This window comes from Chloracidobacterium sp. (genome assembly GCA_016715795.1).
In the GTDB taxonomy this organism is placed as follows: Bacteria; Acidobacteriota; Blastocatellia; order Pyrinomonadales; family Pyrinomonadaceae; genus OLB17.
On the sequence record JADJXP010000002.1, the window covers coordinates 366,370 to 387,926 of the forward strand.

16 protein-coding genes are annotated in these 21,557 nt (G+C 56.6%); 9 read left to right on the forward strand and 7 right to left on the reverse strand.

Translation table 11 applies throughout. The annotated features are described in order from the left end of the window. Positions 1–34: 34 nt before the first annotated feature. From murJ to IPM59_06770, 4 genes are all read left to right on the forward strand, one after another. Entirely contained in the window at positions 35–1,738 is a 1,704-nt protein-coding gene (gene murJ, locus IPM59_06755; protein MBK9215287.1) for a murein biosynthesis integral membrane protein MurJ, read from the forward strand. A 72-nt stretch (positions 1,739–1,810) separates the two neighbouring features. Beyond that, positions 1,811–2,317 carry a gamma carbonic anhydrase family protein gene (locus IPM59_06760; protein ID MBK9215288.1) on the forward strand — a complete coding sequence of 169 codons (507 nt, stop codon included), beginning with the start codon at positions 1,811–1,813 and terminating at the stop codon, positions 2,315–2,317. A 90-nt stretch (positions 2,318–2,407) separates the two neighbouring features. After that, positions 2,408–3,775, forward strand: a complete 1,368-nt coding sequence (hisS, locus tag IPM59_06765) for a histidine--tRNA ligase (protein ID MBK9215289.1) — start codon at positions 2,408–2,410, stop codon at positions 3,773–3,775. 173 nt (positions 3,776–3,948) lie between these two features. Then, entirely contained in the window at positions 3,949–6,126 is a 2,178-nt protein-coding gene (locus IPM59_06770) for a hypothetical protein (GenBank protein ID MBK9215290.1), read from the forward strand. Between the two features lie 81 nt (positions 6,127–6,207). On the opposite strand, the gene IPM59_06775 is transcribed toward IPM59_06770, so the two are convergent. The 3 genes from IPM59_06775 to IPM59_06785 are packed head-to-tail and all read right to left on the reverse strand — an operon-like array spanning position 6,208 to position 8,563. Next, complete coding sequence (locus IPM59_06775) at positions 6,208–6,732, reverse strand: hypothetical protein (protein MBK9215291.1); 525 nt, start codon at positions 6,730–6,732, stop codon at positions 6,208–6,210. A gap of 2 nt (positions 6,733–6,734) precedes the next feature. Continuing rightward, on the reverse strand, positions 6,735–7,568 hold the full coding sequence (gene rlmB, locus IPM59_06780) for a 23S rRNA (guanosine(2251)-2'-O)-methyltransferase RlmB (GenBank protein ID MBK9215292.1): 834 nt from the start codon (positions 7,566–7,568) through the stop codon (positions 6,735–6,737). Further along, positions 7,565–8,563 carry a hypothetical protein gene (locus tag IPM59_06785; GenBank protein MBK9215293.1) on the reverse strand — a complete coding sequence of 333 codons (999 nt, stop codon included), beginning with the start codon at positions 8,561–8,563 and terminating at the stop codon, positions 7,565–7,567. Before IPM59_06785 ends, rlmB begins: the two co-directional genes overlap by 4 nt. Positions 8,564–8,826: 263 nt before the next feature. Here IPM59_06785 and IPM59_06790 point away from each other — a divergent pair, with 263 nt between their 5' ends. From IPM59_06790 to IPM59_06800, 3 genes are all read left to right on the forward strand, one after another. Next, on the forward strand, positions 8,827–9,465 hold the full coding sequence (locus IPM59_06790) for an NYN domain-containing protein (GenBank protein MBK9215294.1): 639 nt from the start codon (positions 8,827–8,829) through the stop codon (positions 9,463–9,465). A 254-nt stretch (positions 9,466–9,719) separates the two neighbouring features. Continuing rightward, positions 9,720–10,886, forward strand: coding sequence for an RDD family protein (locus tag IPM59_06795; GenBank protein MBK9215295.1), 1,167 nt, complete (start codon positions 9,720–9,722; stop codon positions 10,884–10,886). Between the two features lie 36 nt (positions 10,887–10,922). Next, positions 10,923–11,825 (forward strand): DUF814 domain-containing protein, encoded by a 903-nt coding sequence (locus tag IPM59_06800; protein MBK9215296.1) that lies wholly within the window; start codon positions 10,923–10,925, stop codon positions 11,823–11,825. Here the strand turns inward: IPM59_06800 and IPM59_06805 are convergent. The 3 genes from IPM59_06805 to IPM59_06815 all read right to left on the reverse strand — a co-directional run bounded on the left by IPM59_06805 (position 11,812) and on the right by IPM59_06815 (position 16,214). Beyond that, a complete protein-coding gene (locus IPM59_06805; protein ID MBK9215297.1) occupies positions 11,812–12,405 on the reverse strand; it encodes a TlpA family protein disulfide reductase in 594 nt (197 codons plus the stop codon). The genes IPM59_06800 and IPM59_06805 overlap by 14 nt on opposite strands. A gap of 115 nt (positions 12,406–12,520) precedes the next feature. After that, complete coding sequence (locus IPM59_06810) at positions 12,521–13,759, reverse strand: type IV pilus twitching motility protein PilT (protein MBK9215298.1); 1,239 nt, start codon at positions 13,757–13,759, stop codon at positions 12,521–12,523. An 862-nt stretch (positions 13,760–14,621) separates the two neighbouring features. Continuing rightward, entirely contained in the window at positions 14,622–16,214 is a 1,593-nt protein-coding gene (locus IPM59_06815; protein ID MBK9215299.1) for a methylmalonyl-CoA mutase family protein, read from the reverse strand. A 109-nt stretch (positions 16,215–16,323) separates the two neighbouring features. Between IPM59_06815 and IPM59_06820 the strand changes: the two genes are divergently transcribed. Together IPM59_06820 and IPM59_06825 are read left to right on the forward strand one after the other, a co-directional pair. Further along, on the forward strand, positions 16,324–17,538 hold the full coding sequence (locus IPM59_06820) for a class I SAM-dependent RNA methyltransferase (GenBank protein ID MBK9215300.1): 1,215 nt from the start codon (positions 16,324–16,326) through the stop codon (positions 17,536–17,538). A gap of 74 nt (positions 17,539–17,612) precedes the next feature. Beyond that, a complete protein-coding gene (locus IPM59_06825; protein MBK9215301.1) occupies positions 17,613–18,590 on the forward strand; it encodes a M48 family metallopeptidase in 978 nt (325 codons plus the stop codon). A 69-nt stretch (positions 18,591–18,659) separates the two neighbouring features. Here the strand turns inward: IPM59_06825 and IPM59_06830 are convergent, their stop codons facing one another. Further along, positions 18,660–21,386, reverse strand: coding sequence for a CSLREA domain-containing protein (locus IPM59_06830; GenBank protein MBK9215302.1), 2,727 nt, complete (start codon positions 21,384–21,386; stop codon positions 18,660–18,662). Positions 21,387–21,557 lie beyond the last annotated feature (171 nt).

Here is a 21,557-nt window from a genome sequence, read left to right on the forward strand (position 1 = left end):
AACGGTTTCCAGTTGTGAGATAATTCACGCCTGAATGAGCGACCTGCAAAACGTAGAGGCTACCGCTGAAGAACCAGAAGAACTGACCGGGCCGACTGCCGAGGCAATAGTCGAGGCTGAGCCGCCCAGACAGCAGAGCGTTGCGCGGTCGGCGGGAATTGTATCGATCGCGGTGATGTTCTCGCGTGTACTGGGGTTGGTGCGCGAGACGATATTTGCGCGCTACTTTGGCGCGGGTTTTCTCTACGACGCGTTCATCGTTGGATTTCGGATCCCTAATCTGCTCCGCGACCTGTTTGCCGAGGGAGCTCTGTCGGCGGCATTCGTCAAGGTCTTCACGGATTATCAGCTAAAGAACAGCGAAAAAGAGGCTTGGCGGCTAGCGAGCCTGATATTCAATGGGCTCGCGGTAGTGTTGAGCGTCATTTGTATCGCAGGTATTCTGCTCTCGCCGCTGTTCGTCAAGCTCATAACCTACAACTATCTCGGCGACCCAAACCATTACTATCCGGCCGAAAAGGCAGCATTGGCGACCACGCTGATGCAGATAATGTTCCCGTTCATACTCCTGGTCGCTCTGGCGGCGTTGGCGATGGGCGTGTTGAATACCAAAGGGCGTTTTGGCATACCTGCGTCGGCATCGACCGCTTTTAATATCGTGTCCGTCGTGTTCGGGCTGGGTCTCGCCTTTTGGCTGAGCGGTGGAGCATGGGAGCGATCGGTCGATAAGATAACGATCCCGTCGGACGCCGCACAATGGGCGATCATCGGAATGTCGATCGGGACATTGCTGGGCGGCGCGGCGCAGCTTGCGATACAGATACCGTCGCTATTCAAGGTCGGCTTCCGATTTTCTTTCGCGCTCAGCTTTACTGATCCGGGCGTTCGGCGCGTGATGCGACTGATGGCACCCGCAATCGTCGGGACAGGAGCTATTCAGATCAAGGTCTTGGTCGATACGGTGGTGGCGTCGGGCATCGACGGCGGCGCCTCCTGGCTGAGCTATGCCTTCAGGTTAATGCAATTTCCGATAGGCGTTTTTGGTGTGGCGATCGGCACGGCAGCGATACCGACTCTGTCTCGGCTTGCGTCGGAAGAGAATATTCTCAAATTCCGTTCGACGCTATCAGATGCGATGAAGCTCGTGTTTCTTCTCGCGATCCCATCGGCATGCGGCCTTATCGTGCTCGGCGAACCGATCATTTCGCTGATCTATCAGCGAGGCGAATTCACGGCGTTTGACACGAACATGACGGCTTGGGCCTTGACGGCATATTCGGTTGGGCTGGCAGGTTATGCTGCGATCAAGGTGTTGTCGCCTGCATTCTACGCTCTCGATGACGCGAAAACGCCTATGTATCTAAGCCTCGCGTCGATCCTGGTACATGTGCCGACGAGCTTTGGGATGATGCAGTTGTTGTCGACGGTTGGTGTGTCGCCTGAGCGTCCGAACGGTTTTGGCCACGTCGGTGTAGCGTTGGCGACGTCGGTCGTTTCGATCGTGACGTTGGTTGTGCTCGCCTTTTTTATGCGGCGAAAGATAAAACGGCTCAACGGCCGCGATCTAATTTCGGCGTTCGTGCGGATCGTGATCGCGTCGGCGGCGATGTCTGCGGTCGCTTACACGAGCTATCGACTGCTCGCCGGATATCTCGGTGCGAAGGCGTTCTCAACAAGGCTGATCGAAGTATTCGTGCCGATAGCGCTCGCCGGTGTCACGTTCCTCATTTGCTGCTAAACTATTGAGGATTCACGAATTAGAGAAGCTATTCGGCCTCCTGACGAAGCGAGTAGCAAGGCGTTGACGTGTATGACAATCAGAGAGTTTGGGTCGATCCGGCCGAGCATTCACGAGTCAGCCCTGGTTGTTGACGGGGCAGTCGTCATCGGTGACGTCGAGATTGGCGAGGACGCGAGCCTTTGGTTTGGGGCGGTAGTGCGCGGTGATGTGAATTATGTCCGCATCGGAGCCCGTACGAACATTCAGGACCTAACCGTCATCCACGTCAGTTCAAAAACACACCCGACCGTGATCGAGGAAGAGGTCACAGTCGGCCATCGCGTCGTTTTGCACGGTTGTCACGTCGAGCGCGGCTGCCTAATCGGAATCGGAGCGATCCTGATGGACGGTGTTCGTATTGGCGAACAGTCACTAGTCGGCGCTGGCAGCCTGCTGACGCCCGGCACCGTAATCCCGCCGCGTTCGCTCGTCCTCGGCTCGCCCGCCCGCGTGAAAAGGGAACTGAGTGACGACGAACTTGCATATCTCGATAGATCGTGGCGAAATTATGTCGAGCTAAAAACAAAATACGTTTAGCCACGAATTACACGAATTGCACGAATCTAAGAAGCAGTCTCGATCTTCTATTTGTGTAATTCGTGTACTTCGTGGCTAAAATAGCTTTTTATGTCGAGTACCAATCCAGCTCGCGGTATGCGCGATTTTCTGCCTGCAGACGTACGCAAACGCGAATACGTCATCGGCGTGATCAAGCAGGTGTACGAAAGCTACGGCTTCGAACCGCTGGAGACTCCCGCCGTCGAAAACATCGAAACGCTGATGGGCAAGTACGGCGACGAGGGCAATCAGCTCATATTCAAGATACTCAAGCGCGGCGAGAAACTCGACGAGAGCCTGGAGACGGGAGACGGGAAACGGGAACTTGCCGATCTCGCTTTACGCTACGATCTGACCGTCCCGCTGGCCCGCGTCGTCGCCAACAACCGCAACGACCTGCCTAAGTTCTTCAAACGCTATCAGATACAACCGGTTTGGCGAGCCGACCGTCCTGCAAGAGGGCGCTTTCGCGAGTTTTATCAGTGCGATGTTGACTGTATCGCGTCTGAGTCGATGGTTGTGGAGGCGGAGATCATTGCGGCTGCGGGCAGCATTCTGAATATTCTCGGATTTACCGATTTTGTCATTCGAATCAATCACCGCCGCCTGCTTACTGCGATTCTGGACACCTGCGGTATCGAGACTGAATTTCATCCCGCGGCTCTTGTGACACTCGACAAGATTGACAAGATCGGGTCAGAAGGTGTTACTAGGGAACTTGCGGAACGCGGTATAAGCGAAACCTCATCAGAGCGCCTGCTTGAGCTTTTCTTTTCCGAGTACTTAGATGAATTATTCCTGGCCGATGACAACTTGGAGAAGCTTAAGCGCCTAAGAAACTTCATCGGCCAAAATGAGGACAGTATTATCGCTCTTGGTGACCTCGAGCAGATCCTTAAATTTCAAATTTCAAATTTCAAATTAAGGATCGACCCGTCCCTTGCCCGTGGCCTCTCATACTACACCGGCACGATCATGGAGATAAATGTTCCCGATCTTGCGGGCAGTCTCGGCGGCGGAGGACGGTATGACGGGCTGATCGGGATGTTTGGGAAGGAGCAGATTCCGGCGTGCGGGTTTTCGTTGGGGTTGGAGCGGATATTGGTGGTGATGGAAGAGCGTGGGATGTTTCCGCCGGAGATCGCTGAGGCGACGCCGGCTGATGTTTTGGTGACGATATCCTCTGAGGAGACAGTTGCCGATTCACTAAAGCTCGCTAACCAACTCCGTGCCGCTGGCCTTCGCGTGACACTTTATCCGCAGGCCGATAAGGAAGACAAGCAGTGGAAATACGCCAATTCGATCGGCGCGCCGTGGATATGCACGGTCAGGAGCGAGGATATCGCCGAGGGCAAGGTGTCGTTTCAGAACCTGAAGACACGCGAACGCTATCGAGAACCGCTTGATCAGGTTGCGGCAAAGATCAAGATCGCGTAGCGATCATTGACTGTAGCCGTGGGTGATAGCCCACGGTTGGCGATCAACGTATCATCGTGTCGCGTAGCGACAATTGAATCAACCGTCGCTACTTTACGGCGTCCGTGGGTTTTAACCCACGGCTACACTCAGACGCCGCTACGCGGCGCTTAGACCAAGCCCGTACGGAACATATGTCCATTCTTACCGTTTCGATCTCGACTCTGTTTATGCTGATCGTTGGCGTCCATGCCGCGTATGTCGCCGGCCCGCAAGTTTGGTCTGTAAATGCGCGTGCGGACGTGTTGCGGGGTGATGCTCGCGGTGTTTCCATAGCGGACGACGGAACGATCACGTTGGCACCGGCGATGGTCGAGGCGTTCAAGACGGGGCAGCAATACATCTGGTCCAGCGCAGTCGATGCGACGGGAAACGTTTACCTAGGCACCGGCGGCGAGGGGAAGATATTCAAAGTCCCGGCGAGCGGAGCGGGAGCGCAGTTTGCTGACCTTGCCGAGTTGAACGTTTCGGCATTGGCGATAGGCAGCGGCGGTGAGTTGTTCGCGGGCACTTCGCCTGACGGCAAGGTCTATCGCATTGCGGCCGACGGCAAAGCCGAGGTCTATTTCGACCCGAAGGAAAAGTACGTCTGGGCGCTCGCTATCCTGCCAGACGGCCTCGCTGTCGCCACGGGCGACGGCGGACGTATCTACAAGGTCAAGGCCGCCGGTGCGGTACGTGATGCGTCGCTGATGTTTGACACGAGCGAGACACACGTCATATCGCTGGCTACGGACAAGGCCGGAAATCTTTACGCAGGAACGGATTCTAATGGCCTCGTGATGCGGTTCGGGCCGGCCGGCAGGCCGTTCGGGCTGCTCGATTCGTCACTGAGGGAAATTCACGAACTCGCCGTCGGGCCTGACGGTTCGGTGTATGTACTCGCCTTGGGCGAGTCGGTCTCGACGCCAAAGGCTGACCCGCCAAAGGACGCAGCCGAGTACAAGCCTGTCACCATCGACCGGCCCGGAATGCCTAGTGCCGAGCCAACGCCAAAGAGCCGTTACGAACTAAAGGATGCAAAAACCGCTGTCTATCGCATCCTGCCCGATGGTGCGGTCGATCTGCTTTGGGCATCGCCGACGGTGACGGGATTTTCGATCTACGCGCACCAAACCGGTCGCGGCGTGCTTGTCGGCACATCCGACAAAGGCCGTGTTTACAACATCACCAACGAAGGCCGCGAGACACTCGTGCTGCAGTCCGACGCCGGCCAGATCTCGACGATCCGCACCGACGGCCGCAGTTTGCTCGCGACATCCAGCAATCAGGGATCGTTCTATCGCATCGGCCCGGAGACGATGCCGCAAGGAACGTACGAATCGGCTGTTCTCGACGCCCGTTCGACCGCGACCTGGGGCCGTATCTGGTGGCGTTCGGGCGGTGACGTAGCGATACAGACTCGCACCGGCAATACTGAGAAGCCCGACGAAACGTGGAGTGGGTGGAGCGTCGCGCAGGTCGATCAAAAAGGCGGACAGATCACGAGCCCAAAGGCGAGATACATTCAATGGCGAGCGGTGCTCAAACCGTCATGGCCGGTCCCCGAGGGAGCGACCGACGACCGGACATCCTTGAACGAGGTGAATCTCGCCTTTGTCGCCCGGAACATCGCGCCTGAGATCCTGTCGATCAGCGTCCTGCCAACCAACGTCGGTCTCGCATCGAATCCCCCGATCCAGATCGATCCGAATATTGTGCTTTCCGGAATGGAGCCGGCGACATTCGGCATTCCGGTGACGGCGGTTCCGCCGCGGCGCGTCTATCAAAAAGGAGCGACCTCGCTGCAATGGACCGCCGAAGATCGCAACGGCGACGCTCTCGTCTATGACGTCTATTACCGAGAGATCGGTGATGCGGCCTACAAACCGCTGCGCCGCGGTCTGATCGAAAACTTCCTCGCAATCGACGGCCAATCACTGGCGGATGGGCGCTATGTTTTCCGAGTGGTCGCGCGTGACGAGCCTTCTAATCCAGCGACACTTGCGTTATCGGGCGAGAGATTGACCGAACCTGTCGATATCGACAACACTGCACCCGTCGTCACAACCGTCGGCACGCCGCAGATCACCGGCGATACGGCCCGCATCGTATTCGACGCCCTAGACACGTCGAGCTATCTCACACGTGCCGAGTACAGCGTCAACGGCGGTGAATGGCACACCGTCTACGCCGACGACGGCATCTCAGACAGCAACCGTGAACGCTACACGATCGAGCTCGCCGCCGAGCCGGGCGAACATGCGGTTACGCTGCGTGTATTTGATGTGAACGCGAACTCAGGGAATACCCGAATCGTTGTGCGGCGGTAGGTACGAGGGCACGAGCGTGAGCAAGGGCGATGCTCTCAGCGTGAGTATTAGGCCCTTGCTAACGCGCGGGCTTATGCAATGTCACTTTTTTGGCAGCGTCATAGTTTTGCCTTCGCTATCGATCTCGAGATGCCGGGTCGTTGAGTCTGTGACGCTTGGCGGGACGAGGTCGCCAGTCTTGTAGCGAGATTCGGTGGGGGCGACGAATTCTGTCTGGGCTGGCGTGAGGCTAGCGACAGGCGCGGGGCCGACCGCGGCGTTTGATTGACTGGCGATGCCGACCTGAGAGCGGCGGTCGTTCTTGAACTGAGCGAATTTTGCAACCCCGTTGCCAAGCATAATAAACGCTGGGATCAGCATCCAGAACCACCATCCGCTTCCCTTGCCCGTGGCTCCGAGAATGAGGGCAACGATAATGAAAGCCGTCCCCATGAAGATCTGTGAATAGGCGGCTTCGCAGCCTTTGGCCTTTTGTTTGCGCAGTTCGGTGGTCTCCGTCGGAGGAGCACCCGAGAGCGCCTGCGAGACGTTGCCGAGGTCAGTTCCGCATCCGCGGCAAAACTTACCAGTCTCAGGATTCTGTTGTCCGCATTTGGGGCAAAACATAGTTAAGTTCGTTGCCGTCTGGCTTCGAATAGTATTACGCCGGCGGCGACGGAGACGTTCAGAGAATCTATTTTTCCATACATCGGGATGTTTACCAAGACGTCGCAGTTATCGGCAACCAGCCGGTGGATGCCCCTACCCTCGCCACCGAGTACGAGAGCACTCGGCCGCGTCCAGTCCCAATCGGTGTATGAAGTTGACGCATCGGCCGATGTGCCGACGACCCAGACGTTCTTGTCCTTAAGCGTTTTGATGACACTGTTCAGGTTTTGGGCCTTTGCGACTGCCAGAAACTCGACCGCGCCGGCCGAGGATTTGGCGACCGTATCGGTCAGCCCGACGGCGCGGCGTTCGGGAATGATGATGCCGTCGGCACCCGCACACTCGGCCGTTCGGATGATGGCACCTAGATTGCGCGGGTCTTCGACGCCGTCAAGCAGGAGGAGAAGTGCGGGACCGGCCGCTTTGTCGAGTACCTGATCGAGATTGGCATACTCCGCCGAGGCAATAAAGGCCATTACTCCCTGATGGTTAGCGTCCGAGCCTAACTGGTGCGTGAACGTATCGCGCGGCACTCGGTTCCAAGCTATACACCGTTCGTGACACAAGTCGATGATGTCGACAAGCCGCTTTTCCCGAACGCCCTCAGCGATCAGCACCTTGTCGATCCGGCGTTTGTCAGCGCGCAAGGCCTCTAGGACGGGCAGAACGCCGTAGATCAGTCTGGAGTCTTGTGTCTGGGATATTGGGTGGGCCCGTCGCTTCGGGCGGCCGCCATGACTGCTTGACCTTCCTGCTCGAGACTGATGCCTTGAGACTTCGGACTTTCTTTTCATAGAAGATGCCATTGCAGGCGCGAGTATTTGGTGAACTGGATCACGTTGTTTGTCGAGGCCACGCTGCCGAACTCAACCTTGCCGAATCCAGCACGTTGCAGGCCTTGCGGATCTTTTCGAGACTCGACGGGCCAGATCGCGTCAAGCGAATTCCTGATGCGAGCGTAGTCTGTCACAACCTTGGCATTTGGAGCGTATTCGCTGAGGGCCGTTACGAGGCGGCGAAGATTCTCTCCCGCCAGCAAGCTCTTGTCCTGGCCGAGGCAAGTGAAATCAAAACCGGCTAGATGGATGCGCCAGCCGCGCGCTTCGCTTCGGCTGTAGATATCGAGCACGGCCTGATCGGAATCGGCCGTCGTTTCGTCGAGCACCTTTGCCTCCTTGCCGCGGCGACGTTTTTTTTCAAGAGAATCCGTGCGACTTGAGCGGAGTGTTCCGATGACGAGCAGAGCGAGATCGTCGCGACAGATATGCTGTGTGGCATGCGTATTGAAATCCCAAACGGTAATGCCGTCGCCGGTAATTTCGATGCCCTTGATCCGCGTCGGCAGCGAATCGGCATCAAGGTCGGCATCACCGACAATTCGGCAATCGAGGCCGAGTCCCGAAAGTTTTTTGACGCTGGCCGCCAGTTCGGCATCGCTAGAAACTCGTGCTACCGGCACAGGCACGCCGGCGTCGAGCAACGGAGTCAGCCGTTCGGCATCGATCCCAACAATACCGGATAGCACGGCGGCATTCGGCCGCGGATCGTTGAGGTTCGGCAGATAGATCAGGTTCCAACCGCGTTCCCACGTCTCGGGCTGTCTGAGCGAAAATCTGACGGTCGAGAGGTCGGCAATCTCGAGAGCCTTGCCACAATACACGCAAGCGGAGCGGTTTGGCGGATTCGTGCGGCCGCAGGAGCACTTCACCAGTTCCGAGGGGCGAAATGCGATGTCTTCCGATTGAATTTTCGGATCGAATCGGTGCTCTTTATCGGTGCTCTCAGGCATAGTGGCGGGCCGGGGTTGGCGCGATTTTAGCACTTTCGGGCCAAAAATGCTTGACCGTTGATTGCCCCGTTGGCAAACTAGAACCAAGGCAGCGTTCTGTGATCAGGTGTGAGCAAAGGTATTTATCAAGGCGGTTTATCGAAAGCAAATTGTTATATCAGCGGGTTGTTAGCCCTCTATTGGAGACAAGATTCGGTAACAAATTTCCAGCCTTTCACATCAACTCAAGCGGTGCCGAATACTCGTAGTTTGAGGTGGCTCTAATGAAATTCGATACGGCGGCCGGTTCATCCTGGCAGTTTGGTCATCGCGGACGTGTCGCCGTTTTTATCGACGGGAATAATTTGTTTCACGCCGCACGTTTTCACAATATTGATATCGATTACACCAAGCTTCTCCGCGTCCTGCTCGGCGACGGACGGCTGCTTCGGGCGTTCTTTTATACCGGCGTCGATGCCGGAGCCGAGCGGCAGCAGGGCTTTCTGCTTTGGATGCGGCGAAATGGTTTTCGCGTCATTCAGAAGGAGCTAAAGACCTTTTACGACGGCACACGAAAGGCCAACCTCGATGTTGAGATCGCGGTCGATATGCTAAGTCTGGCCGGGCGCTACGATACAGCCGTGCTCGTATCGGGTGACGAGGATTTTGTCTATGCTATCAACGCGGTCGCTTACAAAGGCTGTCGTGTTGAGATCGCCGGATTCCGGTCGAATACTGCCCCGCGATTGATCGACGTAGGCGACTACTTCATCGACTTGGGCGACATCGCGCATCTCATCCGTAAGGACGTCGGGCAGCCGGGAGACTACGAAGTGCCGTCGTTCGTGCCACCCGAAGAAGGCGGATTTGCCAAGGCGGATCGGGATGACTATTCCGATGTGACGCGGCATGGACGCGAGTGATCGACCTTCTCTAGAGCGCTTACAAGTTTTCCACAGATATTAAGCTCAAGACGATCAAGCGTATTTTTGGACAAGTATCGGTTCTGCTGCGCTTTACAGTTGACGGTCTTAGGTAAATGTTGATACTATCGCTTAGCTTTCTTAAGCGCTTATCCCTAAACAACCGAGATTCTTGACACAGAGAGCATATGAATTGTCCGGTTTGTGATCGCCTGTTAGCTCCAACACTGTCGATTTGCCCGGCGTGCGGTACGATGATGAACGATACCGTTCGTGAAGAACTGCAATCTAAGATAACGATGCGGCCGCCGTCCCGGGTCGCGATCCGGGCGACGGACGACACGGCGCCTTCGACCGCGTCGGCACGGCCAGCCGCGAGGATTGTGACCGCAGGCCTTGTCGCGCCGAAAACGAGTCCAACGCTCGTCGAGTTTCAGAACAAGCAGCCGGCCTTACCGGATTGGCGTCTGCAGATGCAAAACGCGGTCAGGCACCGTAGGAGCATGAAAGAGCCGGCCGTACCGTCGACGCCGGCGACCGCACCGGCTGCTGTCGCGATGGGAGGCGTTACCGCCAAGCCCGAGGTGGAGACTACGATCAATGATCCTCGTGTGAGCAAAGCGCTCGATCGTATCCATGCCTCGCGTGCAAAATTTACTGAAGCCCGGCCACATTCCGGTGCGCGAAAACCGCAGATGACGCCGACTCCACCGATGCCCCGGCCGGCGGCAAGACTCGGTGTGGTTGCGACCGGCACGGTCGCGGCGCCGTCGCGTATTCAGCCTGTTCAGAGGCCGAAACTCGTCGTTCCGGCTCAGCCAGCCAAGCGTGTCACAAGCCAACTGCCGCCAATCGAATCGGTGGAGTTGCTGCCGGTTGAGAAACCCGTGGAGCTCAACGCCGAGGTTCCCATCGTTCCCTTTGTGGCGGCTGAGATCGATCGGATAAGGATCCATGTCTCGCAGGATACAACCGTCGATCAGGCTTCCGATTCCGCAATTGACGATATTGAGGATCTCGCTCCGTTCTCGATGCGGTTCGGTGCGGGCCTGTTTGACCTGATCATCGGAGCATTCATCGCAATGGCAGCGATGTCACCGTTCATTTTGGCAGGCGGCGATTGGTCCACGACGAGCGGAATACTCCTCTTCACAGGCGTTTGGGCAATCGTTCTTTTCGTCTATATGACCGTTTGCCTGGGATTTGTCGGCAAGACGATAGGGATGCGGCTGTTTTCACTTGAGCTCGTGGACGCGTTTGAGAACGAATACCCGACGCTTCACCAGGCCGCGATCAGTTCCGCCGTCTATCTCGTCACGCTGCCGCTGGTCGGGGCGGGCTTTCTGACCATCCTCTATAACGAAGAGAACCGAGCGCTTCACGACTTGCTTTCCGGCACGATCCTCGTCAAGGAATTCTAGCCGCAATTCGCGATTTGTATCGATTACAATCGACCTGTGACGCAGGACGAACATCGACCTCAACCTGATCCCGATCTTGATCGGCTGGCCATGGCTGCCCGCCGGAAGGCTATCCGCGAGATCTCGAAGCTCGAGAAACTCATTGAGAACCTTCACGGTGACCTTCGCCGTCACGGTGACGCGACCGAGTGGAGAAAATTCGGCGATCTTCTGCTTGCGAACGCCTCGAATGCTGTTCGTGATGGTGACATTTTCTACGTTACGGACTATTTTGATGCGGCGGCGCCGATGCTTGCCATCCCAGTCGACAACGCGGCCACGCCGACGGAGGCGGCCGAAGCATTCTTTCGCCGGTATTCGAAGGCGAGAAACGCTTCGCAGAGGGTGGCTGAGCGGCTAGAGATAACAGAGGCCAAACTAGGTCAGGCTCACGAGTGGCTCAAGACGGTTGACCATGCGATCGCCGTTGGTGACCGTGCATTCCTAATAACAGCGGCCGAGACGAAACCGCAGATCAATAACCGGCGAGCTAAGAAGAAAACAGGCGCAGAGTTCAAGGGTGCTCGCCGATTCGCTTCGTCTGAAGGCTACGAGATACTTGTCGGGAAAAAGGCTGCGGACAACGATTTTCTGACCTTTCGCGTGGCCCGCTCGCGTGATATTTGGATGCACGCAGCTGATTATCCCGGCTCGCACGTTGTGATCAGGAAGCGTGGCGGAGCCGATATTCCGCACCGTACGTTGATCGAAGCCGCACAGATTGCAGCGTTTTACAGCGACGCTCGGAGCCTCGGCAAGGCTACTGTCCGCTACACCGAGAAGAAATTTGTAAATAAGCCGAAACGGGCACCTGCAGGACGGGTGAGTATAGCGGATTTCAAGACCGTCGTCGTCGAGCCCGGAATACCGCCGGGCACAGAGTATATTACTCGCTCATGACCATCGCGACCGTTTGCTTCATCTTACCAATCACGTCTCCGCCACCGCCGAGAAAGACCCCGCGCAGCTTGCCTTCGCGATCAATTACGAAACTCTGGGGAATGGCGTTGAAGTTGGAAACCCGATTGAATCTCCCGACGAGTTCACCGGGGATGCGGGCCAGCTCATAGTTCAATTTCATCGACGCCGCAAATCGCTGCATGTCCTCGATCTTTTCGGGCTGGCCATCATGTGCGCCGATATCGAGTCCGAGGACCGTGAAACCCTTGTCGCCAAATGTGTTTTGCAGTTCGACCAGATGCGGCATCTCGCCGCGGCATGGCCCGCACCAAGTTGCCCAGAGGTTGATCAGCACGACCTTGCCCTTGCGGTCGGCGATCTTGCTCTTTGTGCCATCGATCATCTCGAATTCCGCATCCGATACCGCACTCGGCAGCGGCGGATACTCCGCCGATCTACTATTCGATGCGGTTCGGTTGGATGATCTGTTTGTGCCCGAATTGACACCGGTGTCGCCACATGAGGCGATCATCAATGCCGAAACGGTCGCGATGGCTACCTTTAGAAATACTCTCGTCATCTAGTCTCTTCTCTTACGCAATGCGCGACTTTAAGGTTCAGCCGATGCCGCTGTCCAAATCAAAGAAAACAGTAGCATCAAATTGAACGTGCGCAAAATCGGAGACTTGCCGCGATCAGATCTTGAATCCGCCGCGCGTAAGCAATGACTCAAATCCTGTCTTGTCCACGGCCTTGATGTATGCGTCTAGAGGTTCGACAGTGCCATTCTGGACGTGCTCGAAGAGCGCATCGTTCAGCACGACCATGCCGTAGTTTTTGCCGGTCTGCATGGCCGACGGTATCTGGAACGTCTTGCCTTCGCGGATCAGGTTTGAGATCGCGGGCGTGACAATTAGGACCTCAAGGGCCGCCACACGGCCGCCGCCCTTCTTTGGCAGCAGTGTTTGGGCAATCACGCCCTTGAGCGATTCCGAGAGCATCACGCGGATCTGCTGCTGACGATCCGCGGGGAATTGATCGATAATGCGGTCAACGGTCGACGGGGCCGTCGTCGTGTGGAGGGTGCCAAAGACGAGATGCCCCGTCTCGGCTGTCTCGATGGCGATAGATATCGTCTCGAGGTCGCGCATCTCGCCAACGAGCACGATGTCAGGGTCCTCGCGAAGAGCTGCGCGCAGAGCGTCCTTGAAGCTGTCGGTATGATTGTGCACCTCTCGTTGATTCACAAGACATTTCTGGTTGTCGTGAACAAACTCGATCGGATCCTCAATGGTGATGATGTGGTCCTCTCGCGTCTTATTTATCGAGTCGACCATCGCGCAGAGCGTAGTCGATTTGCCCGAACCGGTCGGCCCGGTTACGACGACAAGCCCTTTGGATAGAGCACATAGATCCATTATCGCCTTTGAGAGGCCGAGCTGCTCGGCTGTCAGGATCTTGCTCGGGATGATGCGAAAGACGGCTCCCATCCCTTTGCGGTCAGCGAAGATATTGCACCGGAATCGAGCGAGGCCTGGTATCTCATAAGCAAAGTCGGTATCGCTGCGTCGGGCGAATTCCTCCTGGTTACGCTCGGGCATGATCGAGGTAAGAAGTTCGCGCATCGCGTCGGTAGTCAGCGGTTCCTGGCCGTTCTCTAGCGGGCACATCTTACCGTCCCTGCGCACCATCGGCGGCATCGATACGGAGAGGTGAAGGTCTGACGAGCCGATCTCGGCCATCTTCTTGAATAGCGTATCCATTCGCGCTGCCATCGCGGAGTTCGCCGGTGCCGGCACGAAAGACACTTCGGCGGGAAGCGAAACGGGAGCTACCGGGGCCGTGTGAGACGGGGCGGCCGAGGTTGGCGGTGTATAAGCCGGTTGCTCAAAGCTGATCTCTGAAGGCGGTTCGGCAACAGCAGTCGGCGTCATATCGGTATATTCGGGCATAAAATCACTTCTCCGTCGCATCGGCACCTCCGGTGCGGTCGCGCTAAAAACGGTCTGAAACGCAGGATCATTGACCGGAACCACGTCAGCCTCGATACCTGACGGCACATATTCCTGAGCAATGTCACGCTTTTCGGTCAGCAGATCCTCGAGTGAGTTCAACTCGACCTGTTCTGCTGTTGTCAGGTCGTAGGCAGACGATGAACTCTCAAGCTCATACGAGATAGCCTCAAAGCTCGGTGGCGGTTCGGCTGCCGTTGCCATGGGTGCCGGTTCGGGCCCGGCATTGAGCGAAATGTCATTATCAACAGCCGGGACTGGATCCTCGAATTGCGGTGTCGAGACAGGGATAGGGGCAACCGCCGGTGCGGGCGGTGTCTCAGGCAGCGGCTTCGGGACTGAGATCGAACCGTCTGATTCGCCGATCATAGGTCGGATCGTGACGATAAATCCGGCAGGTGATTTCAGGACCGTAAAACTAAAATTTCCCAGATTGTGCGGATGCACGAACTCTATCTCGGAACTGGTAGGCAGTGATGATTTGACGTCAGCCGGTATCAGGGGAAATACCATAGTGCTGATCTGCGGTCCGGCAAGCGGCGTATTCGCCACTTCGGTCGTTGCGTTCCCCGAGACAAGAAATGGATTCTTGTTCGGTTCGAGACGCAGCTCTTCGCTGCAGGATGAAAGAAGCTGCTTTAGGTAGTCGTTCAACTTTTCCATATGATGATCTTCAGGAGAGTACGCGTTGTGGTAATACGTGAGGACGAGGAGGCGTGGGCAGACGATGCCCTACCTGCAAGAATAGCAGAGGTTAACGTTGTTTGTCACGCGATTTTTAGTCTCAGAGGGTTACCGACTCGCGATATTCGCCCCATACTTTTCGTAGCGTGTTGCTGATCTCGCCGACGGTGGCGTAGGCTTCGACGGCGGTCAGGATATGGGGAAGCAGGTTTTCACTGCCTTGTGCGGCACCCTCGATTACGGCTAGTGCTTTGCCGGCTGCTTCGTCGTCACGTTGGGCTCGGAGGGCTTGTAGACGAGCAACTTGGTCGCGTTCGATCTGGTCATCGACGCGCAGGACCGGGATCGGTTCTTCCTCGGCTTGGAACCGGTTGACTCCGACCACGATCATATCGCCGTGTTCGACGGCTTTTTGGTATTCGTAGGCGGCCTCTTGTATCTCATTCTGGACATACCCGGTCTCTATCGCCCGCAGCATGCCGCCCATCGCGTCGATCTTTTCAATGTAGTCAACAGCAATCTTTTCGAGCTCGGTTGTTAGAGTTTCAATTGCATAACTTCCGGCCAGAGGGTCGACGGTGTCGGCGACGCCCGATTCGTGCGCGATGACCTGCTGCGTGCGTAGCGCGATGCGGGCGGCTGATTCGGTTGGTAATCCGAGCGCCTCGTCGAGTGAGTTCGTATGCAGTGACTGTGTGCCGCCGAGAACGGCAGCTAGGGCTTGGATGGTCGTCCGGACTACGTTTACGTCCGGCTGTTGGGCCGTCAGGGTTGATCCGGCGGTTTGGGTGTGGAAACGCAGCATCAGCGACTTTGGGTCTTTAGCGCCGAAACGCTCCCTCATTATCCGTGCCCATAAACGGCGGGCAGCACGGAACTTGGCAACTTCTTCGAGGAGTTGATTATGCGAGTTAAAAAAGAATGAGAGCCGAGGGGCGAACATATCGACGTCCAAGCCTACATCGATCGCGGCCTGCACATAGCAAATGCCATCAGCAAGCGTAAACGCGATCTCCTGGGCTGCGGTCGAGCCAGCCTCGCGGATGTGGTATCCGCTGATCGAGATGGTGTTCCAGTTCGGCACCTCGGCGGCGCAGTATGCGAACGTGTCCGTGATCAGCCGCAGGCTGGGTTTGGGCGGATAGATGTAGGTGCCGCGAGCGATGTATTCCTTGAGAATGTCGTTCTGGATCGTGCCGCCGATCCGATCGAAAGGCACGCCCTGTTTTCGAGCGACGGCGAGATAAAGACACAACAGTGTCGATGCCGTCGCGTTTATCGTCATCGACGTGGTCACCTGATCGAGCGGGATGCCGTCAAGCAACGTCAACATATCCTCGAGCGAGTCGATCGCGACACCGACCTTTCCGACCTCGCCGGCAGAGAGCGGATCGTCGCTGTCGATGCCGATCTGAGTGGGCAGGTCGAATGCCACACTGAGGCCCGTAGTTCCTTGGGAAAGAAGGTACTTATAGCGTTCGTTCGATTCGGCGGCCGTGGCGAAACCGGCGTATTGCCGCATCGTCCAAAAGCGACCGCGATACATATTGGGCCGGACGCCGCGTGTATATGGAAATTCGCCAGGCTCCCCGATTTCGCTGTCGTAATCGAACGACTTGGTGTTGTCGGGCCCGAAATCTTGCGGAAGATCAATGTCCGACGAGGTTTTGAACGATAAACGACGCTCAGCCATGCGGGTTGATTATACCATTCGAGGATCTCGATCAAGCTCAAGATATGGCGGCTCGTTTCCATCGGCGGACGTTTTGTGATAAACAAGATAAGTTCCTTAAGAGTCAGCCGTGAGTTCACCAGCAGAGTCGGGGCCGTTGAGCACGCACTACCGCAAGGGCGATGCTGTCGTGGTCACGATCGAAAAAATCGTGCCGCGCGGTTTTGGGCTGGGCTTTGCGGAGAATCTCACCGTCCTCGTGCCTTTTGCTGCGGTCGGCGATACGGTGTTGGTAAAGATCCGCGAGTGCAAAAAACGGCTGGCCTTTTGTGAGATCGTCGAGATCAAACGTGCGGGCCCGGCGCGGATACCGGCACCATGCCCGCAATACGGCGTGTGCGGCGGTTGTGATTTCCAGCATCTTGGCTACAAGGCCCAGCTAGATGCGAAGATAGGCATCATTCGCGACTGTCTGACGCGGATCGGCAAGATTGAATTTGAGTTCGATATTCCAATCATTGCCAGCGCGCAGGAATTTGAATATCGTTCGCGTGCGAGATGGCATCTCGACACACAGCAGCACGCGTTCGGCTATAAGCGGCGCGATTCAAACGATGTTGTCGATATTGGTTCGTGCGCAATACTGACGCCTGGAATGCAATCGACGCTTGATTACCTGCGTCTCAGCGCGGACTGGTCGGCTTTGCAGAAGGGGCAGCAGGAGATCGAGGCCGTCAGCGGTGAGGGCGGACGTGTATCGACACATTCGCCGGGAGCGAAGGGCGACGCCGCCGAGATTGAGATCGATCTAGCGGGCGAGAATTACTCATACTCCGCCGAAACGTTCTTTCAGGCGAACCGTTTCCTGATACCGGACCTGATAGAGACGGCCATCGGTGACTCAGAGGGAAAGACGGCGTACGACCTATATTGCGGCGTGGGCTTGTTCTCGGTGCCTCTCGCACGCCGATTCGAAAAAGTGATCGGCGTGGAAGAGAACAAGGCAGCTGTCGAGATCGCAAAGAAGAATGCGGCGAATGCGGGGCTTTCAAACCTTGAACTCATCAGCAAAGGCGTTAGCAGTTTCCTGGACTCAAGAAAGGCAAAACGCGCCGATCTTGTTGTTCTCGACCCGCCGAGAACCGGACCTGAGGATGGCGTGATCGACGCCCTCGCAACGCTACATCCCATCCACATTTCGTACATCTCATGCGAGCCGTCAATTCTGGCACGCGACCTTAGGAGGCTGGTGGACGCGGGATACAGCATCAATTCGATCACTGCACTCGATCTGTTTCCACAGACACACCACGTCGAAACCGTCGTGCACCTGAAAGCCGCATAGACCGCAACTTTCTCCGGTAGATATCGTTCACTAAAGAGGTTGGAAATGTCTGGCCGATGAAATAGACTGCGTTTATGTCGAGAAAGAAGAGCGAATCGCTCGAACCGTCAAAACCAAATTCCGTTACATGCCGCTTTTGTGGGCAGAAGAACGTCGTAAAGGGCGATTACAAGGCACGTGACGCCAACTGCGGCAAGTGTAAGCTGCCGTTGTCGGACGAGCCTCATAAGAAGTTTTCCGAGCTTAGCAAGAACGACTATATTCATCCGGCCGATGCGAAGGCTATGGCTGCGTTAAAAGCAATCCCGGGCGTGGATTCGGCGCTGAAGAAACTGCTTGCGTGGACGGGTGAGTCGGCGATCCGTGTTTCTTTTATGGCATCGGCCGTCAAGGTGACGCCGAAGCAGTGTCCCGATCTATTTGCAAAGCTCGATGTCGCCTGCAAGACGCTGGGTGTTGAGATGCCGGATATGTACGTCCAGCAGAATCCAATCGTTAATGCGTTTACCGGAGGCGTAGAGAAACCGATAATCGTTCTCCACTCCGCGTTGGTCGAGAGGCTCAACGACGAGGAGACACTGGCCGTTATAGCCCACGAGGTCGGGCATATTCACTCAGAACACGTCCTGTATATTACGGCGGCCCGGCTGATCGAATTTCTCCTGAACCGTTCGATCGCCGCATTGCTGCCCGGCTCCGAGATCATCAAACTTGTCGTCAGCCTGGGCATTGCGAGCGCATTGCTGGCCTGGGCGAGACGAGCGGAATTATCGTGTGATCGAGCAGCATTGTTGGTCACGCAGGACGAGCACGTGATCGGCCGGACGATGATGAAACTCGCAGGCGGAACTTTTGCGTCAAAGATCGATTATGACCTGTTTCTCGAGCAGGGACGCGAGTTTAAGAAGCAATACGATGAGAGCCGGCTGGACAGGTTTTGGGCTGACGTAATGAACTCCGGACTTTCGCATCCGTTTCCGATATGGCGTGTCGCCGAGATCCTCGAGTGGGTCGAGACCGGTGAGTATGCGAAGGTAATGGAAACCAAATAGGGCCGTGACCAAATAAAAAAGCCGGGCGAGTTACCTCGCCCGGCTTTTGGTTTGAGTGAATGCCAAGAGCTACGGAATGTAGGTCTTGGGCATAGGCGTATCGGTCGGGGCACCGAACTGGACGCCGGTGTAGCCTGCGGTTGATCTCAGCATGTGCCAGATGCCGCCGCGATAGACCGCACGGTCGTACTTATTGTCGGCGTCGTAGTCGCCCGGGACAGGAATGTCACCCGTCGTTCCGAACGGTGTGAACTCGACCTGGCCGTCAGAACTGCGAAGCACGACCCACAAGCCGTCACGGAACACGGCGATGTCGTCCTTGTTGTCGCCGTCGTAGTCCGCCGGAACCGGAATGTCAGCCGGCAGGCCAAAGTTCGTCGTCGTACTGCTGCCGTCATTGTTCCGGACAATCCAGTCGCCGGTAGCCGGGCGATAGCAGGCAAGATTTGCCTTGCCGTCGCCGTCTGTATCCATGGCATACGGCTTGTCGCCGCTCTGGCAGTGCGTGACGATGGTAAAGCCGCCATTCGCACCGCTCGAATTCACGATGTACCAGACGTTGTTCGACGGACGGTACACCATGACATCGGTCTTCTTGTCGCCGTCATAGTCGCCCGAGACAAAGATGTCTCCGGCATTGCCCCAGACCGGATACTTCACCGTGCCCGTCGAACTCTCGAGATAGTAGAAGTCCGGCGGATCCGGCGGTGCTGGGCTGGTGTTGAGCCGCGAGACGCCAAAATCGGTCTTGTTGTCACCGTCAAAGTCACCCGCAATGGCACCATCACCATTATTCCCGAACTGTATGCCAAAGAAGCTTCCGTTGCCGGAATACTGGATGTAGAACGCACTCAGAATCTCGTTTGGCGACGGAAATGCTGACGGCCTCCAGACGGTCGTGTCCGTCTTGTTGTCACCGTCATAGTCACCACGCGTATACAACGGCGTCGGCGATGCACTCGGACTTGGAGAAGGACTCGGCGTCGGCGTCGGCGTCGGAGTAGGCGTCGGCGTTGGAGTCGGCGTCGGAGTTGGCGTCGGCGTCGGCGGTGGAGGTGTCGGGGTTGGCGTTGGCGTTGGCAGCGGGCCTGTACCGACCTCTGTTGATCCCTTATCGCAGCTTCCTCCAACGAGCCTTGGGAAGCCAGTACCGCGCTGGTCAGTTGGGATCAACGGATCATTACAACCAAGAGCCCCGTTCGGGATCGTGTTGATCACGGGGCTGCCGGTATTCGGCAATCTGGTCTGCGTTAAGCCGCCATTGTTGCCGAGTGTTCCTAGATTTGGGTCTGAGCCCGTCACATCACCAGTGCCCGGCGTAAATGTCCCGCCGGCAGTGTTCTGGATATGGTTGTACTCAAGGGAGTTGATGACGCCGTCGATATCCGGGCCAATCGAGGCTGTATTGCCCGCCACGATCGTGTTCCCTATAAACGTCGAGCCGCCCGCGGTCGTTCCTTGGAAAAGGCCGCCAGCTTCAGGACTGGTAACATTGTTGGCCACGTTACCGGTGACCGTGACGAAGTTCAGAATAAGCGTTGCCGTCGCTCCGTCATTAGCGAGACCGCCGAGGTCGGCTGCTGTATTGTTGGCAACGGTTGAATTGGTGAGGAAGAGAGTGGCCGCTCCGGTTGCCGTTCCCCCGGTCACATTAGCCCCGCCTCCACCTTGGCCGTCGGCGTCCGTGGTGTTGTTGTTTGCGATCGTTGTTCCGACGATAGTCATGGTTGACTCAAAAGTCGATGTCGGGACATTGAATACGCCACCATAGGCCCCAGCCGCCGTATTTCCGGTGATGTTGCAATCGGTGATATTGGTAAACGTGCCACTCGCCGACGACAGGGCACGGACACCGCCAACGAATTCCGTTGATGTATTGCCCGTGATATTGCAGCGGGTCAGATTCATCGTGCTGTTCTGATTGTAAAGGCCGCCGCCATTTGACGAGTTGGCCGTGCCGGTCGTCTGGATGCACTGGTTGTTCGTGAAGTTGCTATCGGTAAAGCTCAACGTCGCTCCGACGGAGGTCGTGATCACCGCACCGCCAAAGCAGTTGCCTGTCGAGGTGTTCGCGACGTTATTTGACATCGTCGTGCCGGTCACCGTTACCGTTGATGTTCCGGTTCCGGCGATCTGGGCCACATCGAGGGCTGCACCTGCCGCATTAGAACTATTTGGAGCAGCAACGCTCGCCTTGTTGTTGCTGATCGTGCTGTCCGTGATGGTCATCGTCGCACCATTCGTACCGACACGGACACCGCCGCCGCGTGGCTCAGCAGTATTGTTTGAGAAGGTCATATGGTCCAGCGTGACGTTTGTCGTGGCACCTTCCTGCAGGATGCCGCCGCCGCCGTTCGTTGCTGCCGTGAAACGGTGAAACCCGTGTCTAACGGTAAAGTTGTTGAGGTTGACCGCGCCCGCACCAGTAACGACGTGAAAAACACGTTCTGCTGCCGTATCAGGGGCCGCATTTGCCTGGACGATAGTCGTTCCAGCCCCGGCACCGTTGATCGTAACCGGGCCCGTGATGTCCATATCGCCGCCGGCATTTGCATCTTCGGTCGCGGCAACGAGCGAATGAGTGTACGTTCCGGCCGGCAACGTGATAATGTCTGCTCCCGCTAGAGCATTTGCTTCCGTGATCGCCGCACGTAGCGAACACGCTCCGCCCGCATCAGCACAAGCTCCGTTTCCCGGTACCGCATCTTGCGTGTCTGCGGTGGTATTTACCAGAAAAGTTGCGGCATGCGCCGGGAGTGTCGCCATGGCGAGCATCGCAAACGCGATCAGCACCATGACATGGATTAATCTGCTGTTTCTCTCGCAAGAGAGCCTTTTGTTTAACATACGAATAGGTCTCCAATTTATTTGATTCTACTTGGCCGGAACATCCGTCGTGTCGCGAAAAGTAATCCGACGCGATCCATGTGTCCCCCTTGTCAAAAACTTGTGATTCTCGAGTAACCT

Excerpts from the sequence above, each read along its gene's own strand:
- IPM59_06815 (MBK9215299.1), bottom strand. The coding sequence starts at position 16,214 with ATGGCTGAGCGTCGTTTATCGTTCAAAACCTCGTCGGACATTGATCTT.
- rlmB (MBK9215292.1), bottom strand. The coding sequence starts at position 7,568 with ATGAAAAGAAAGTCCGAAGTCTCAAGGCATCAGTCTCGAGCAGGAAGG.
- hisS (MBK9215289.1), top strand. The coding sequence starts at position 2,408 with ATGTCGAGTACCAATCCAGCTCGCGGTATGCGCGATTTTCTGCCTGCA.
- murJ (MBK9215287.1), top strand. The coding sequence starts at position 35 with ATGAGCGACCTGCAAAACGTAGAGGCTACCGCTGAAGAACCAGAAGAA.
- IPM59_06775 (MBK9215291.1), bottom strand. The coding sequence starts at position 6,732 with ATGTTTTGCCCCAAATGCGGACAACAGAATCCTGAGACTGGTAAGTTT.
- IPM59_06770 (MBK9215290.1), top strand. The coding sequence starts at position 3,949 with ATGTCCATTCTTACCGTTTCGATCTCGACTCTGTTTATGCTGATCGTT.
- IPM59_06810 (MBK9215298.1), bottom strand. The coding sequence starts at position 13,759 with ATGACGCCGACTGCTGTTGCCGAACCGCCTTCAGAGATCAGCTTTGAG.
- IPM59_06830 (MBK9215302.1), bottom strand. The coding sequence starts at position 21,386 with ATGGTGCTGATCGCGTTTGCGATGCTCGCCATGGCGACACTCCCGGCG.
- IPM59_06805 (MBK9215297.1), bottom strand. The coding sequence starts at position 12,405 with ATGACGAGAGTATTTCTAAAGGTAGCCATCGCGACCGTTTCGGCATTG.
- IPM59_06760 (MBK9215288.1), top strand. The coding sequence starts at position 1,811 with ATGACAATCAGAGAGTTTGGGTCGATCCGGCCGAGCATTCACGAGTCA.
- IPM59_06790 (MBK9215294.1), top strand. The coding sequence starts at position 8,827 with ATGAAATTCGATACGGCGGCCGGTTCATCCTGGCAGTTTGGTCATCGC.
- IPM59_06795 (MBK9215295.1), top strand. The coding sequence starts at position 9,720 with ATGATGAACGATACCGTTCGTGAAGAACTGCAATCTAAGATAACGATG.
- IPM59_06785 (MBK9215293.1), bottom strand. The coding sequence starts at position 8,563 with ATGCCTGAGAGCACCGATAAAGAGCACCGATTCGATCCGAAAATTCAA.
- IPM59_06825 (MBK9215301.1), top strand. The coding sequence starts at position 17,613 with ATGTCGAGAAAGAAGAGCGAATCGCTCGAACCGTCAAAACCAAATTCC.